The 16,220-nt window shown below is 71.7% G+C and carries 10 protein-coding genes; 4 read left to right on the forward strand and 6 right to left on the reverse strand.

Features of this window, described 5'->3' with window-relative positions; all coding sequences use genetic code 11:
- Nucleotides 1-65: 65 nt before the first annotated feature.
- A complete protein-coding gene (locus tag LR269_RS17540; protein ID WP_231432040.1) occupies nucleotides 66-6,254 on the forward strand; it encodes a GH92 family glycosyl hydrolase in 6,189 nt (2,062 codons plus the stop codon).
- A 141-nt stretch (nucleotides 6,255-6,395) separates the two neighbouring features.
- Here LR269_RS17540 and LR269_RS17545 read toward each other — a convergent pair whose 3' ends face one another.
- From LR269_RS17545 to LR269_RS17570, 6 genes are all read right to left on the reverse strand, one after another.
- Entirely contained in the window at nucleotides 6,396-7,226 is an 831-nt protein-coding gene (locus LR269_RS17545; protein ID WP_231432041.1) for an aldo/keto reductase, read from the reverse strand.
- Nucleotides 7,227-7,274: 48 nt separating this feature from the next.
- The gene (locus tag LR269_RS17550; protein WP_231432042.1) at nucleotides 7,275-8,207 is read right to left on the reverse strand and encodes a cyclase family protein; all 933 of its coding nucleotides are present in this window, start codon (nucleotides 8,205-8,207) and stop codon (nucleotides 7,275-7,277) included.
- On the reverse strand, nucleotides 8,204-9,568 hold the full coding sequence (locus tag LR269_RS17555) for an APC family permease (RefSeq protein ID WP_231432043.1): 1,365 nt from the start codon (nucleotides 9,566-9,568) through the stop codon (nucleotides 8,204-8,206). The genes LR269_RS17550 and LR269_RS17555 overlap by 4 nt, the downstream gene beginning before the upstream one ends.
- Before the next feature lie 80 nt (nucleotides 9,569-9,648).
- Complete coding sequence (locus LR269_RS17560) at nucleotides 9,649-10,434, reverse strand: slipin family protein (protein WP_231432044.1); 786 nt, start codon at nucleotides 10,432-10,434, stop codon at nucleotides 9,649-9,651.
- A gap of 111 nt (nucleotides 10,435-10,545) precedes the next feature.
- Nucleotides 10,546-11,706, reverse strand: a complete 1,161-nt coding sequence (locus tag LR269_RS17565) for a cystathionine gamma-synthase (protein ID WP_231432045.1) — start codon at nucleotides 11,704-11,706, stop codon at nucleotides 10,546-10,548.
- 26 nt (nucleotides 11,707-11,732) lie between these two features.
- On the reverse strand, nucleotides 11,733-13,106 hold the full coding sequence (locus LR269_RS17570) for a cystathionine beta-synthase (protein WP_231432046.1): 1,374 nt from the start codon (nucleotides 13,104-13,106) through the stop codon (nucleotides 11,733-11,735).
- 206 nt (nucleotides 13,107-13,312) lie between these two features.
- Here LR269_RS17570 and LR269_RS17575 point away from each other — a divergent pair, with 206 nt between their 5' ends.
- From LR269_RS17575 to LR269_RS17585, 3 genes are all read left to right on the forward strand, one after another.
- Nucleotides 13,313-13,765 (forward strand): universal stress protein, encoded by a 453-nt coding sequence (locus LR269_RS17575; protein WP_231432047.1) that lies wholly within the window; start codon nucleotides 13,313-13,315, stop codon nucleotides 13,763-13,765.
- A 39-nt stretch (nucleotides 13,766-13,804) separates the two neighbouring features.
- A complete protein-coding gene (locus LR269_RS17580; protein ID WP_255680016.1) occupies nucleotides 13,805-14,788 on the forward strand; it encodes a zinc-binding alcohol dehydrogenase family protein in 984 nt (327 codons plus the stop codon).
- Nucleotides 14,789-14,852: 64 nt separating this feature from the next.
- Nucleotides 14,853-16,214: an MBL fold metallo-hydrolase RNA specificity domain-containing protein gene (locus tag LR269_RS17585; protein ID WP_231432049.1), complete on the forward strand. Its 1,362-nt coding sequence runs from the start codon at nucleotides 14,853-14,855 to the stop codon at nucleotides 16,212-16,214.
- Nucleotides 16,215-16,220: the final 6 nt, after the last annotated feature.

Consider the following 16,220-nt stretch of genomic DNA (forward strand, 5'->3'; position numbering starts at 1 on the left):
TGGTAGCTTCCATCAGTGTATGACAGCGGTGTCATAACTTCGCAGTGCAGCGAGAGGGAGCGACGGTGAAGCAATTCATCCGGTCGGGCAACGCCCGCCGAACGCGGGCGACCGCAACAGCAGTGATCACGTTGGCGATGGCCGCGGCGGCGTTGACGCCGATCTCGGCCGCAGCGGCGCCCGGGGAGGTGACGTTCCAGTCCTCCTTCGAGGCGGGCGACGCCGTTCCGGCCCTCGCCGGAACCGGCGAGTCGGTGAACGTCAGCGGCGATCGCAACGTGCCCGGCAGCCTGCTGCCGCAGGTGGCGGCGGTCACCGCCTCGGGCGAGAACCCGCCCAACGAGACCGCCGGCAACCTCGCCGACGGCAATCCCGGATCGAAGTGGCTGGTCTTCAGCGCCACCGGCTGGGCGCAGTACGAACTGGCCGAGGCGCAGCCGATGGAGGCCTACACGCTCACCTCCGGCAACGACGCGCCCGAGCGCGATCCCCGCGACTTCCGCGTCCTCGGCTCGAACGACGGGTCCGACTGGACCGTCGTCGACACGCGCAGCGGCGAGTCGTTCTCCGCGCGCGGGCAGACCCGGAGTTTCGCGCTCGCCGCCCCGAGCGCCCCGTATCGCTACTACCGCCTCGACATCACCGCGAACCACTCGGGCGGCCTCATCCAGCTCGCCGGCTGGGAGCCGATCTCCGACGCCGACGCCGAGCCCGTCGCCTCCGACCTCGCACTCGAGGTCGACTCGGGCCCGACGAGCTCGTACACCGCGAAGACCAACGTCGGCTTCTCGGGCACGCACGCCCTCCGCTACGCCGGCAGCCACCTCGGCGCCGGGCCCGCGGCGTCGACGTCGGTGCTCTACGACGACCTCGACATCGCCATCCAGGCCGACAGCCGACTCTCGTACACCGTCTTCCCCGTGCTCGACTCGGGGCAGACGTACGCATCGACGTTCGTCGCCGTCGACCTCGTGCTCGACGACGGCACGACCCTCGCCGCCGCCGACCTGACCGACACGTACGGCTACGGGGCCGACGCGCGCTCGCAGGGTCTCGCGAACGTGCTCTGGCCCGACCAGTGGAACAAGGTGACCGTCGACCTCGGCTCGCTCGCCGGACGCACCGTCACCGGCGTCCTGCTCGACTACGACCACCCGGGCGACGGCGTCACCGGCGTCGAGACGCCTGCCGCCGGCACGACCGTCCTCGGATGGCTCGACGACATCAGCATCGAGGAGGCCGAGCCGCTCGACACCGCAGCCGGTCTCGTCTCCTACGTCGACACGCGCCGCGGCACGAACTCCACCGGCGGGTTCTCACGCGGCAACAACATCCCGGCGGTCGGCTGGCCGAACGGCTTCAACTTCATCACCCCGATGACGAACGCCGACAACACCGGCACGATCTACCAGTACCAGGGCGCCAACACCGCGCAGAACCTCCCGGCACTGGAGGGCATCGGCTTCTCGCACCAGCCGAGCATCTGGATGGGCGACCGCAACCAGCTCGCCGTCCTGCCCGCGGTGGGTGCGAACCCCACCTCGACGCTCGACGACCGGCGCCTCACGTTCCACCACGAGAACGAGCTCGCGCGGCCCGACGTCTACGGGGTCGAGTTCGACAACGGGATCACGACCGAGGTCACCGCGACCGATCACGGCGCCATCTACCGGTTCGGCTTCACCGGGGACCGGAACTCGGTGATCGTCGACCAGCTGGTGAACTCCTCCAAGCTCACGATCACCGGCGACACGGTCACCGGCTGGGTCGACGGCGGCTCCGGCTGGCCGGGCCGCACCCGCATGTTCGTGTACGGCACCTTCGACGCCCGGCCGACGACGGCCGGGCCGACGACGCAGGGCAATCGCAACGGCAGCGCACGCTTCGCCGCCTTCGACACCTCGGGCGACCGCACCGTCGAGCTGCGCATCGCATCGTCGTTCATCTCGCAGGAGCAGGCGCAGCGCAACCACGGGCTCGAGCTCGACGGTGTCTCGTTCGAAGACGCCCACTCCGCCGTGCAGCAGGCCTGGAACGACCGCCTCGGCGTCATCCACGACGTGGAGGGGGCGACCGAGACGCAGCTCGTGACCCTGTACTCGAGCCTCTACCGCCTGAACCTCTACCCGAACTCGCAGTTCGAGAACGTCGGCACGGCGGGCGACCCCGAGTACCGGTACGCGAGCCCCGTGTCGGCCACGACCGGCTCGGCGACCGACACCACGACCAACGCGAAGATCGTCGACGGAAAGATCTTCGTCAACAACGGGTTCTGGGACACGTACCGGACGGCGTGGCCGCTCTACTCGCTGCTCTACCCCGACGTCACCGAGGACCTCGTCGACGGCTTCGTTCAGCAGTACCGCGACGGCGGATGGATCGCCCGTTGGTCGTCGCCCGGCTACGCCGACCTCATGACCGGCACGAGCTCGGACGTCGCCTTCGCCGAGGCCTACCTCGCGGGCGCCCTCGACACCGAGACCGCGCTCGAGGCCTACGACGCCGCGGTGAAGAACGCCACGGTGCTCCCCGTGTCGAACGCCGTCGGCCGCAAGGGCCTCGCGCAGTCGATCTTCCTCGGCTACACCGAGGAGAGCACCCACGAGAGTGCGTCGTGGGGCCTCGAGGGCTTCATCAACGACTTCGGCATCGGCGAGATGGCGGCGGCGCTCGCCGACGACCCGAACACGCCGGCCGACCGCGTCGAGCGGCTCCTCGAGGAGGCCGACTACTTCGCGGCACGTGCCGGCCACTACGCCGAGATGTTCAACCCGGAGGCCGGAACCTTCACCGCCCGCAACGCCGACGGCACCTGGCCGGTCGGCGCCGACTTCGACCAGAAGGCCTGGGGCGGCGCGTTCACCGAGGCGAGCGCGAAGACCTTCGGCTTCCACGCGCCGCACGACGTCGCGGGGCTCGCCGCGCTGTACGGCGGGCGGCAGGGGCTGATCGACGAGCTCGACGAGTTCCTCACGGTCCGCGAGAAGGCCGACTACTCCGGCATCCACGAGGCGCGGGAGGCGCGCGACGTGCGGCTCGGCATGCTCGGCATGTCGAACCAGGTCGCCCACCACATCCCGTACGTGCTCGCCGAGGCGGGCGACCCCGCCGAGGCGCAGGCGCTGATCCGCGACATCCAGCAGCGGCTCTTCGTCGGCTCCGACATCGGCCAGGGCTACCCCGGCGACGAGGACAACGGCGAATTCTCGGCCTGGTACGTCTTCTCGGCCCTCGGCCTCTACCCGCTCGAGGTGGGATCGGGCGACTACACGATCGGCACGCCGCTGTTCGATCGCGCCACGCTCCGCATCGGCGACCGCGACCTCGTGATCTCGGCCCCCGGCGCCTCCGCGGGCAAGACGTACGTCTCCGGGGTCTCGCTCAACGGCGCGCCGATCGACGAGACCACCCTCGACGGCGACCTGCTGCGCGACGGGGGCGAGCTCGAGTTCGCGATGAGCGACGAGCCGAGCGACTGGGCGGCGAAGGACCTCGGCGAGGAGCTCGACGTTCCGCGCACCCTGGTCGACGCCACCAAGGTCGGCCGCGGCACGCTCTCGGCGGGCGACGCGACCTCGACCGCCGCGCTCGTCGACGACAGCATGAACACGACGACGACCTTCGACTCGGGCAGCGCCGAACTGACCTGGACGTCGCAGTCCGGGCCGGTCACGGTCGGCCAGTACACGCTGACGGGCGCCGCGCTCGACACCGCACCCGCGGCGTGGACCCTCTCGGGCTCGACCGACGGGGAGAACTGGACCGAGCTCGACCACCGCGACGGCGAGGCCTTCGACTGGCCGACCCAGACGCGCCCGTTCTCCACCGACGCCGATGGCGTGTTCACGAGCCTCCGGCTCGACGTGGAGTCCGGCGGCGGGCCGCTGACCCTCTCGGAGGTCGAGCTGTTCGCCTCGGCCGGCACGGCCGAGGGCCTGACGGTCAGTCCGGCGGCGGCGCAGTCGGTCGCGGTCGGCACCGAGTTCACGGGCGCCGTCGCGACGATCGTCGGCACCGAGACCTCCGCCTCCGGGTACCAGGTCACCGTCGACTACGGCGACGGCGCCGGCCCGGTCGAGTCGACGCTCACCCGCGACGACCTCGGCGGCTGGCGCGTCTCGGCACCGCACACCTTCGCGGCCCCCGGCGTGTACACGGCCGCGGTGATCGTGCAGGACTCGACCGGGGCCGTCGCCTCGGCGGCCTCGAACGTCGCGGTCGCCCGTGACGAGTCCCTGGTCGGCTCGTTCGGCTCCGTCTGCATCGGCGACCTCGGCACGACGGCCGCGAACTGCGACGGCCAGGGCTTCGGGTACTTCCGCGACAAGCTCGCCGCCGACGGCTTCGTGCAGGGCTCGACCCTCGCGATCCCCGGCACCGAGCTGACCTACGACCTCCCCGCGGTGGCGGCCGGCGAGGCCGACAACATCACGGGCGAGGGGCAGACCGTGCGCATCGACCTCGGCACCGGCGCGACGCAGCTCGCGTTCGTCGGCACGGCGACCGAGAGCGCGCGCCAGCCCGAGGCGGTGCTGCACTTCACCGACGGCACGTCGCAGACCGTGCAGATCTCGTTCGGCGACTGGGTCGGTGCCTCCGGCAACCCGGCCTTCGGCAACACCGTGCTCGCGATCTCGGAGGGCCGGCTCTCCGGTACCGCGGCGGAGTCGCAGGTCAAGAACACCGCGATCTACGCGACGGCGCCGATCACGATCGACACCGATGCCGATGGTGCCCCGAAGGTGGTCGAGTCGCTGACGATGCCCACCGAGGAGGGCACGCTCAGGGACGGCCGGGTGCACGTGTTCGCCGTCGCCTCCGACGGCGACCGCTCCGCAGCGACGCCGCTCGACGTGCAGCCGCAGGCGGTCGACGCGCAGGTCGCGGGCGAGGCCTTCGAGGCGACGCTCGCGACCACGACGGGCGGTGCGCCCGACCAGACGGCCATCGTCAACTGGGGCGACGGCACCTCGGTGTCGTCGGTGCCGGTGGTCGGGGGCGACGTCGTCGGCGAGCACACCTACGCCGTCGCCGGCGAGTACACGGTCTCCGTGACGGTGGACGACGGCATCCGATCGGCGACGACCACGCTCGAGATCGTCGTGGAAGAGCCCGCGCCCGTGTACACGCCAGAGATCGCGGTCGAACCGACCCAGTCGGCTCCGGGCGGCACGATCCGCATCACCGGCGACGGGTTCGCCCCCGGCGAGTCCGTCGAACTCCGGTTCGCCGACGGTGCGCCGGTGCAGACGACCGCGAGCGGCGAGGGCGCGATCGATGCCGAGCTCACCGTCCCGGGCGACGTCGTCGACGGCGAGTACCCGGTGACGGCCGTCGGAGCCGTTTCGGCGGTCGAGGCGTCGGCCACGCTCACCGTGCTCACGCCCGCGGTGGCCACCACCGTGACGCTCGGCTCCGAGGCCGCCGAGCCGGTGGCGGGCGACCTCGTGCCGTTCACCGCCACCGTCGCGCCGGCCGAGGCCGGGGGGTTGGTGGAGCTGCTCGAGGGCGACGTCGTCGTCGGCACCGCGACCGTCACGGCGGGCACGGCGACCGTGGACGTGCGTGTGGAGACCTCGGGCACCCACACCTACACGGCGCGCTTCACCCCGGACAACCCGGGAGCCTACCTCGGGTCGGTCTCGGAGCCGTTCTCGATCGAGGTCGGCGACGCCCCGGTGGCCGAGGCCGAGCTCGTGCTGGGCGACGACCACGTCGTCCAGGGCGGAACGCTCCAGATCACCGGCCGCGGCTTCGGCCCGGGAGAACTCGTGACGGTCAGGCTGCACTCGGAGCCGATCCGGATCGCTGAGATCACCGCCGACGAGGAGGGCGCATTCGAGGCCGTGGTCACCATCCCGGCGACCGCGGAGCTCGGCGACCACACCCTCATCGCCGAGGGCGCCACCTCGGGCCTGAGCGCCCAGGCGACGCTGACGGTCACGCGCGCGACCGTCGAGGTCCCGACCTTCGCCGTCGGTGCACCGAACAAGCTGCTCGCGAAGTCGGGGTCGACGATCCGGTTCGTGGCGAAGGTCGTCGCGCTCGACGGCAGCTCGCCGCTGGGCACGTTCACGGTGTACGACGGCGACGACGTGATCGCCGAGGTCCCGATGACCGCGGCGGCCGACGGCAGCGTGAGCGTGAAGCTGCCGAAGCTGGGTGCCGGGCTCCATCTCGTGCACGGCGAGTTCACGGGCGACGGCGGATTCGGCGATTCGGGGACCGTGACGGTGCCGCTGATCCTCTGGTGACGCTTCGGCCCGGTGGCCCCGTCGGGGGCACCGGGCCGGACACCGTCGAGCACCTGCGGGATGCCGCGGCCGGGCGCCGGTCGCGGCATCCCGCTTCGCTGCCCGAGTCCGCGGAGGCCGCGGCAACCGGCGGACCCCGCCCTAGAACTCCTCGTGCGTCGCCGGGTCGGCGCCCCAGATGCGCCCCCGCTCGAGCGCCGAGATGGCGTCGACCTGGTCGGCGCTGAGCGAGAAGCCGAAGATGTCGAGGTTCGCGCGGCGCCGTTCGGGATCGGACGACTTCGGGATCGGCACGGTCTCGAGCTCGACGTGCCAGCGCAGCACGACCTGCGCCGGCTCGACGCCGTGCGCGGCGGCGATGTCGACGATCACCGGCTCGCGCAGCAGGTCGGTGCGGCGGGCGAGCGGGCTCCAGCTCTCGGTGCGGATCTCGTGCTCGTCATGGAACGCGCGGAGCTCGGCCTGCGGGAAGTACGGGTGCAGCTCGACCTGGTTGACGACGGGGGTGACCCCCGTCTCGTCGATGAGCCGGCTGAGCATCTCGGGCGTGAAGTTCGAGACGCCGATCGAGCGCACGAGCCCCTTCTCGCGCAACGAGATCATCGCCCGCCAGCTCTCGACGTACTTGTCGATGCGCGGCAGCGGCCAGTGGATCAGGTAGAGGTCGACCCACTCGAGCCCGAGCCGCTTCCGCGACTCCTCGAAGCTCGCGATCGTCTCGTCGTAGCCGTGGTGGCGGCCGGGCAGCTTCGTCGTGATCACGAGGTCGCTGCGGTCGACCGCGGTGCGTTGGATCGCCTCGCCCACCGCGTCTTCGTTGCCGTAGTTGTAGGCGGTGTCGATGAGGCGGTAGCCGTCGGCGATCGCCGAGACGATCGCGTCGATGCCGAGCTGGTCGTTGAGGCCGTACGTGCCCAAACCGATCGCGGGAATCGTGTTGCCGTCGCGAAGGGAGTAGGCCGGTGCGCTCATCCCCCAATACTCACGCACACCGGGCGCGTGCGCCACAACCCGCGCGGCTCAATCGGCGGAAGCGATGGGCAGTTCCGCGAACGCGCGCACCGGGAAGGTGCCGAACCCCTCGACGCGGGGCGGCACGGCGGTGAACCGCGCCCCGCGCGGCGGCACCTGCTCGAGGCCGGTGAGATGCTCGACGACGTGCACCCCCGCGTCGAGCAGGATCGAGTGCGCCGGCCGCTCGCCGCCCGACTCGGTGTCGTCGATGTTCAGCGCGTCGATGCCGACGATCGCGACCCCGGCGTCGGCGAGGTGCCGCGCGCCCGCCTCGGTGAGGAACGGCGACCCGTTCGCGTACTCGGGTCGGCCGAAGTGGCGGCTCCATCCGGTGTGCAGCAGCACCGCGGAGCCCGCGAGGTCGCGGTCGAAGAACACCTCGGCCGGGATGCCTCGCTCCGAGGCATCCGCCAGCCTGAAGACCTCGGCGGGGACGCCGGCCAGGGTGTCGAGCGACAGGCTCGCGAGATCGCCGCCCTCGGCGTACCGGTGGAACGGGCTGTCGAGATAGGTGCCGGTGTTGCCGATCATCGAGATCACGTCCATCGCGAACTCGGTGCCGGGCGCGTAGCGCTCGCGCGAGGCCTCGCGCGTGAGGAACGGCGTGATGGCGGGCGCCGGCAGCCCCGGGTAGGTCACCAGCCCCGCCGAGATCGTGTGGCTGAGGTCGACGAGGCGGCCGCGAGCGGCCCCGGCCGACCGACCGCCGTCGCCCTCGCCGACGCCGCGCGACCCGCGGTGCGGCTCTTCGACGACGGCGAGGTTCGACAGCTCCACGCTCGCGACGAGCGCGAGGCCCAGGTGCCGCACGAGCAGTTCGGCGATCTCGGCCTCGGTCACCTCGTTCGACGGCAGGTCGAGGCGGAAGCCCGTCGTGCGGAGATCGCCCCCGTTGGCGAAGGCGATCTCGGCGTCGAAGTGGGCGCGGTACTCGGTCATGCGGGTTGCTCCTCGGGGATCGTCGGGTGGTCGGTGGCGGTCTCGGTGCTCGACTCGGACGCCCGGCCTGCACGCCGGTCGCGGGCACGGCGCACGACGGTGACGGCGACCGCGGCGAGCGCGAGCAGCGCGGGAACGAGCAGGTTCGACCACGCGAGCACGAGCAGGGCGACCGTCATGATCGTGGCGACGACCGCGAGCCACCACCCGAACGACCAGGTGCGCAGCAGCAACGTCGCCGCGAGCATGCCGGCGGCGTAGATCGCGACCATGTTGCTCGTGTGGATGAGGATGAACCCCGTGAGGTCGAGGTCGTTGAGCAGCATGAGCCCGTAGTAGGCCAGGATGAGCACGCCCGTGAGCGCGAGGGCGCGACGCGGCACCTCGCCGTCGGCGGCGCCCTTGGCGAGGAAGCGCGGCAGGTCGCCGTCGCGGCCGAGCGCGGCGCCGAGCTTGCCGAAGGCGGGCAGGTAGGCGTTCATGACGCCGACGGTGACGATCGCCGCGATGATCGCGACGAGCACTGGCCCGATGCCGGGAGCGGTCGTCTCGACGAGGTCGAGCAGCGGCACCTGGCCGTCGCCCGCGCGGTCGCCGAGCACGGCGACCGTGACGAACTGCAGCGCCAGGTACCCGATGCCGACGACGACGACCGCGATCGCCGTGGCGATCGGGATGGTGCGCCGGGGGTTCTTGAACTCGCCGGCGATGTGGGTGCCGACCTCCCACCCGGCGAAGGCCCACACGAAGAGGCTGATCGCCACGCCCACGCCCGCCCAGCCGTGCGGCAGGAACGGCTGGAAGTTCGCCGCGTCGGCCGCCGGGAAGGTGACCGCGACGACGCCGACCACGACCGAGATGAGGAGCCCGGTGAGCACGAACTGCACCCAGCCCGCGACGCGCACGCCGAACCAGTTGGCGACGAACGGCGGCACGAACACCGCGAGGCCGATGATCGGCACGGCCGACCGGTCGACGCCGAGCACGGCGACGACGTACTCGCCGCCGAGCACGGCGAGCACCGGCGCCCCGATGCACACGCCGAAGTAGAACCAGTAGCCGGCCATGCGCGCAGCCGTGTCGCCGAGCGCGCGCCGCACGTAGCTCGCCACGCCGCCCGCGTCGGGGTAGCGGGCTGCGAGCGCGGCGAACGTGCCGGCGAGCGGGATCGAGAGCACGAGCACCGCGGCGACCGCGACGATCGAGGCCGGGCCGGCCGCCTCGGCGGCGAGGCCCGGCAGCACGAGGATGCCGGTGCCGAGCACGCTCGCGATGTAGAGCGCCGTGCCCTGGCCGAGGCCGAGCGTGCCGTGCGGCTGTTCGGTCTCGGGTACGAGCGCGGGAGTCGGGGTCGAAGTCACCCGCTCATTCTGCTGGATGCCTCGGACACCCGCCGCTGGCAGTCAGGACACCGTTCGTCGATATCCTGCCGCATCGCGCGTCACCGCATTCGGGCGAGCGCCGCCTCGCGCTCGATGAAGGTCGTGAGGTCGCCGATCGATCCCATGAGCGGCGCCGGGAACAGCACGAGCGTGTTCTTGTCGACGCCCACCTCCACGAGGGTCTGCAGCGTGCGCAGTTGCAGCGCGAGCGGGTGCGCCATCATCGTGTCGCTCGCCACGCCGAGCTGCGTCGCGGCGAGCGACTCGCCCTCGGCGGCGATGATCTTGGCCCGCTTCTCCCGCTCGGCCTCGGCCTGCTTCGCCATCGCGCGCTTCATCGAGTCGGGCAGGAGGATGTCCTTCAGCTCGACGAGCGTGACCTCGACGCCCCAGTCGAGCGTCGTGACATCGAGGATCTCGCGGATGTTCGCGTTGAGCGCGGCCGTGTCGGCGAGCGTCTCGTCGAGATGGTGCTGTCCGACGACCCGGCGCAGCGTGGTCTGCGCGATCTGCTCGATCGCCGCCTTCACGTTCTCGATCGCGATCACCGACTTCACCGCGTCGGCCACCCGGTAGTAGGCCACGGCGGACACCCCGACGGTGACGTTGTCCTTCGTGATGATGCCCTGCGACTGGATCGGCAGGGTCACGATGCGCAGCGAGACCTTCGTCATCACGTCGACGATCGGGATGATGAAGCGGAGCCCGGGGTCGCGCACGATGTGCAGCCGGCCGAATCGCAGCACCACGCCGCGCTCGTACTGCTTCACGATCTTCACCGACATGAAGAAGAGGACGATCGCGAGGATGGCGACGACGATCAGGGTGATCCAGAGCCAGACCATGGGAATCATCTCCTGCGGCGCCGGTGACGTGCCGTGCGTCACCTCCATTGTCCCACCGCGGGGACGTCGACGGCCGTGCTCGCGATCCGCGTCACCCGACGGGCGTCGGGGTCACAACCGGTCGAGCGTCTGATCGATGTCGGCGAGCAGGTCGTCGACGTCCTCGATGCCGACCGAGAGCCGCACGACCGACTCGGGCACCTCGGCCTCGGTGCCGCGCACCGAGGCGTGCGTCATCTCCGAGGGGTAGTTGACGAGCGACTCGACCCCGCCGAGCGACTCGGCGAGCTGGAACAGGGTGGTCGACTCCGCGAAGCGGCGTGCCGCCTCGCCGCCGCCGGCGAGCGCGATCGACAGCATGCCGCCGAACCCCGACATCTGGCGCGCGGCGAGCTCGTGGCCCGGGTGCGACTCGAGCCCCGGGTAGTAGACCTGCTCGATCGCCGCATGCTCCTCGAGACGCCGGGCGATGGCGAGGGCGTTCTGGCTGTGCCGCTGCATCCTGACCCCCAGCGTCTTGATGCCGCGCGAGGTGAGGAACGCGTCGAACGGCCCCGACACGGCACCCGCCGCGAACTGGGTGAACTTCACGCGGTCGTGCAACTCGTCGCGGCCGGCCGCGAACACGAGCGCACCGCCCACGACGTCGGAGTGCCCGCCGAGGTACTTCGTCGTCGAGTGCACGACGACGTCGGCGCCGAGCGCGAGCGGCTGCTGCAGCGCGGGCGAGGCGAACGTGTTGTCGACGACGACCACGAGTCCTGCCTCGTGGCCGAGCTCGGCGAGCGCCGCGACATCCGAGATCTTCATCAGCGGGTTCGAGGGGGTCTCGATCCAGAGCACCCCGGTGGCCGGCTCGATCGCTGCGCGAACGGCGTCGAGGTCGCTCGTGTCGACCGTGGTGTCGCGCACGTCCCATGCGCCGAAGACGCGGCGGATGAGGCGGTGCGTGCCGCCGTAGACGTCGTTGCCGATGATGACGTGGTCGCCAGGCGCGAGCACCGTGCGCAGCAGCGCGTCCTCCGCGGCGAGGCCCGAGGCGAACGAGAGGCCGTGGGCGCCGCCCTCGAGCGCAGCGAGCTGCGCCTCGAGCGCATCGCGGGTCGGGTTGCCGCCGCGCGAGTACTCGTAGCCGCCGCGGAGCCCGCCGATGCCGTCCTGCACGTAGGTCGAGGTCTGGTAGATCGGCGGGATCACGGCCCCCGTCGTCGGGTCGAAGGCCTGGCCGGCGTGGATCGCGCGGGTGTCGAAGCGGGCGTGGTCGGTGTTCATGGGGTGGTGCCTTACGTGAGGGGAGGTCAGTGGGAGAGGTAGGTGAGCAGGTCGGTGCGCGTGATCACGCCGAGCGCCTTGCCCCCGTCGGTCACGAGCATCGCGGGCGCGTCGGTGAAGGCGGTGCGCGCGGCGGCGACCGGCTCCTGCACGCCGATGAGCGGCAGCGGCTCGCCGACCACGCTGCCGACCTCGTCGGTCAGCTTCGCGACGCCCGTGAAGACCTGCTCGAGCAGCACCTCTTCGTGGAGCGCCCCGAGCACCTCGCCCAGCACGACGGGCGGCTCGTGCCCGACGACCACGAGCTGCGAGACGCCCGTCTCGGTCATGCGGTCGATCGCCTCGCGCACGGTGTCGTTCGGGTGCACGTACACGAGCGGCGCCGTGCGGTCGGCCTTCGCCGCGAGCAGGTCGGCGATCGTGTGACCGGAGGGCGCGTTGCCGAAGCCGTACGCGCGCATCCATTTGTCGTTGAAGATCTTTCCGAGGTAGCCGCGGCCGCCGTCGGGCAGCAGCACGACGAACACGTCGTCGGCCGTGACCCCCGGCGCGGAGGCCGCGCGCAGGGCTGCGACGACGGCCATGCCGCTCGACCCGCCGACGAGGATGCCCTCCTCGCGCGCGAGGCGACGGGTCATCGCGAACGAGTCGGCATCGCTCACGGCGATGATCTCGTGCGGCACCGCCGGGTCGTAGGCGTCGGGCCAGAAGTCCTCGCCCACACCCTCGACGAAGTACGGGCGCCCGGTGCCGCCCGAGTACACCGATCCCTCGGGGTCGGCGCCGATGATGCGCACCCGGTCGCCCGAGACCTCGCGCAGGTACCGTCCGGTGCCGGTGATCGTGCCGCCCGTGCCGACGCCCGCGACGAAGTGCGTGACCCGTCCATCGGTGTCGCGCCAGATCTCGGGCCCCGTCGTCTCGTAGTGCGACCGCGGCCCGTTCGGGTTGGCGTACTGGTTCGGCTTGAACGCACCCGGGATCTCGCGGGCGAGCCGGTCGGAGACGCCGTAGTACGACTCGGGGCTGTCGGGCGCGACCGCGGTGGGCGTGACGACGACCTCGGCGCCGTAGGCGGTGAGCACGTTGCGCTTGTCTTCGCCCACCTTGTCGGGGCAGACGAAGACGCAGCGGTAGCCGCGCTGCTGCGCGACGAGGGCGAGGCCGACCCCGGTGTTGCCGCTCGTCGGCTCGACGATCGTGCCGCCCGGCTTCAGCAGGCCGTCGCGCTCGGCGGCGTCGATGATGCGTCCGGCGATGCGGTCCTTCGACGATCCGCCCGGGTTGAAGTACTCGAGCTTCACGAGCACGGTCGCCTCGGTCACCCCGGCGGTGACGCGGTTGAGCTTGACGAGCGGGGTGTCGCCGACGAGGTCGACGATCGATTCTGCGTACTTCATGCGGTGTCCTTGCGAGTCGGCCACGGCTCGGCCGGGGTGCGGCGAACGATCGGGCGTGCGTGCGGGGTCGGTGGAGGACGTCAGCGACAACACAGCGAGAGGAGCACGGCTCAACTCTAGCCCGCCGGCGCGCGGCATGTCACGGCGGCAGGGTGCATGTGACCTTGGTCCCGGTGGTCGCCGACGGATCGCCCGAGAGTCGGAGCATGCAGGAACAACGAAGCAGTGATCGCATCCTCGTCGGCGTCGACGGCTCGGCCTCGTCGGTCGAGGCGCTCCGGTATGCGGCGCGCATCGCGGACGCGTTCGGCGCACCGCTCGAGGTTCTGACCACTTGGACCTTCCCGCCGATCGCCGGCGCGTACGTCATCGACGGCTGGTCCCCCGAGGAGGATGCCCGGAGCGCCCAGGACGCCGCGATCGAGGAGGCGTTCGACGGCGAGCCTCCCGCCGGACTGCGGCGCGCCGTGCTCGCGGGACCGGCCGCGCGCACGCTCATCGAGGAGAGCCGTCGCGCGGGCATGCTCGTGCTCGGCAGCAGGGGGCACGGCGGCTTCGCGGGTCTCCTCCTCGGCTCGGTGAGCGCGACCTGCGCCGAGCACGCGCGCTGCCCCGTGCTCGTGGTGCGCTCCGGCGGCGACCGACCGGAGGGCGCCTGAACCGGCGGACACCACCCCATCTCCCAGATCGGAGCACGCATGCTGGCATGGAGGACGGGCGCTCCAGGTGAGCTGGTCCGCGTGGACGCACCCGCGCCCGAGCCGCTCGACGACGAGGTGGTCGTGCGGGTCGAGGCATGCGGCGTCTGCCGGACGGACCTGCACGTCATCGACCGCGAACTGCCGGTGCACCGCCCCGGCGTGATCCCCGGACACCAGGTCGTGGGTGTCGTGACCGGCACGGGTGCCTCGGTCCGCCGGCTCAGGCCAGGCGACCGGGTCGGCATCGCATGGCTGCGACGCACGTGCGGCGCCTGCCGATGGTGCCGCGAAGGGCGGGAGAACCTCTGCCCGGCTTCCGAGTACACCGGCTGGGACGCCGACGGCGGGTTCGCCGAGTCCGCCACGGTTCCCGAGTCGTTCGCGTACCCCCTCCCCGCGGGTGCCGACCCCGTCACCACGGCGCCGCTGCTCTGCGCGGGCATCATCGGCTACCGTGCGCTGACCCGCGCGAACCTGCCGGCGGGAGGCAGGCTCGGGATCTACGGGTTCGGATCGAGCGCGCACCTCACGGCGAAGCTGGCACTCGCCGGCGGCGCCGAACTGCACGTCATGAGCCGAGGGCGCGAGAATCGCGCCCTCGCCACCCGACTGGGCGCCGTCTTCGTCGGCGACGCCACCGCGACCCCGCCGCAACCGCTCGACTCGGCCATCGTCTTCGCACCCGCGGGCGAGCTCGTCCCGCTCGCGCTGCGGGCGACCGCGCCCGGCGGCACCGTCGTGCTCGCGGGCATCCACATGACCGACGTTCCGGCCATGAGCTACGGCGAGCACCTGTTCGGCGAGCGGGACCTGCGCACCGTCACCGCCAACACCCGCGCAGACGGCGCCGCGTTCCTCCGGCTGAGCGGAGCGCTCGACCTCGTGCCGAGCGTCACCCGCTACGACCTCGCGCGAGCCGACGCCGCCGTCGACGCGTTGCGTGCCGGCGAGGCATCCGGATCGATCGTGCTGGTGCCGTGACGCGACGGCGCACGATGTGACCTATGGCCCAAGCGGCGAAGCCCGGCACGACGAGGCTGTCGGCATGAACGCGACGCTGCGATTCCTCGGTGCTGCCGACACCGTCACCGGCTCCCGCTACCTCATCGACACCGGGGCGGCCCGCGTCCTCGTGGACTGCGGGCTCTTCCAGGGCTACAAGGTGCTGCGCGAACGCAACCGCGCCCCGTTCCCGGTGCCGCCCGAGTCGATCGACGCCGTCGTCCTCAGCCATGCGCACCTCGACCACACCGGGTACTTGCCGGCGCTCGTTCGCGACGGGTTCGCCGGCCGGGTCCATGCGACCTCGGGCACTGCCGACCTCAGCGAGATCATGCTGCGCGACAGCGCCCACCTGCTGGAGGAGGAGGCGCGACACGCCGCGCACGGGCACTGGTCGAGGCACACCGACCCGAGGCCCCTGTACACCGTCGCCGATGTCGAGCGAGCCCTCGACCGGCTCCGGCCGGTGGGCTTCGACGAGGAGATCGACCTCGGCGATCGGTTGTCGGCGACGCTCGTACCCGCCGGGCACATTCTCGGTGCCTCATCCGTGCGGATCGCCGTGGGAGGTCGCATCACCCATTTCACCGGCGACCTCGGTCGCGACGACGACCCGCTCATGCGACCGCCGCGCCGGTTCGCCGGCGCCGCGGTGCTCGTCACCGAGTCGACGTACGGCAACCGACGACACGCGCCGATCGATCCCGAGGCGCCGCTCGGCGAGATCATCCGCCGGGTGAGCGCCCGGGGCGGGGTCACGCTCATTCCGGCCTTCGCCGTCGGACGGACGGAGAGCATCCTCCTGCACCTCTCCCGCCTTCGCGATCGAGGCGAGCTCCCCGACGTGCCGATCTACCTCAACAGCCCGATGGCGGTCGACGTCAGCGCGGTCTACCAGCGCCATGCAGAGGAGCACCGGATGCCGCCCGACGAACTCGCGAGGATGTACGCGATCGCCACGCCGGTGCACGAGGTCGACGACTCGAAGCTGCTCAACCTGCGCGGCGGCCCGATGGTCATCATCTCGGCGAGCGGCATGCTGACCGGCGGCCGGATCCTGCACCACCTCGTCGCGTACGGCCCGGACCCCCGCAACGCCGTCGTGCTGACCGGCTTCCAGGCCGGCGGCACGCGCGGCGCCGCACTCGTCGCCGGCGAACGCTCGCTGCGGATCTTCGGCGAGGACGTCCCGATCCGGGCCGAGGTCGTGAACATCGACACGATGTCGGCCCACGCCGACGCCGATGGTGTGATCGCGTGGATGCGCCGGGGGCCGGCGGCCCCCGAGCAGGTGTACGTCACCCACGGCGAGCCGGCTGCGGCCGATGCACTGCGAGTGCGCATCGAGCGCGAACTCGGGTGGCCCGCCCGTGTGCCGGAGCACGGCGAGCTCGTCGGGCTCTGATCCGTG

Source organism: Agromyces sp. S2-1-8, assembly GCF_021129215.1.
GTDB classification, from domain to species: Bacteria; Actinomycetota; Actinomycetes; order Actinomycetales; family Microbacteriaceae; genus Agromyces; species Agromyces chromiiresistens.

Coding starts and splice junctions, on each gene's coding strand:
- LR269_RS17545 (WP_231432041.1), bottom strand. CDS start 7,226: ATGAGCGCACCGGCCTACTCCCTTCGCGACGGCAACACGATTCCCGCG.
- LR269_RS17550 (WP_231432042.1), bottom strand. CDS start 8,207: ATGACCGAGTACCGCGCCCACTTCGACGCCGAGATCGCCTTCGCCAAC.
- LR269_RS17560 (WP_231432044.1), bottom strand. CDS start 10,434: ATGGTCTGGCTCTGGATCACCCTGATCGTCGTCGCCATCCTCGCGATC.
- LR269_RS17565 (WP_231432045.1), bottom strand. CDS start 11,706: ATGAACACCGACCACGCCCGCTTCGACACCCGCGCGATCCACGCCGGC.
- LR269_RS17570 (WP_231432046.1), bottom strand. CDS start 13,106: ATGAAGTACGCAGAATCGATCGTCGACCTCGTCGGCGACACCCCGCTC.
- LR269_RS17575 (WP_231432047.1), top strand. CDS start 13,313: ATGCAGGAACAACGAAGCAGTGATCGCATCCTCGTCGGCGTCGACGGC.
- LR269_RS17580 (WP_255680016.1), top strand. CDS start 13,805: ATGCTGGCATGGAGGACGGGCGCTCCAGGTGAGCTGGTCCGCGTGGAC.
- LR269_RS17585 (WP_231432049.1), top strand. CDS start 14,853: ATGAACGCGACGCTGCGATTCCTCGGTGCTGCCGACACCGTCACCGGC.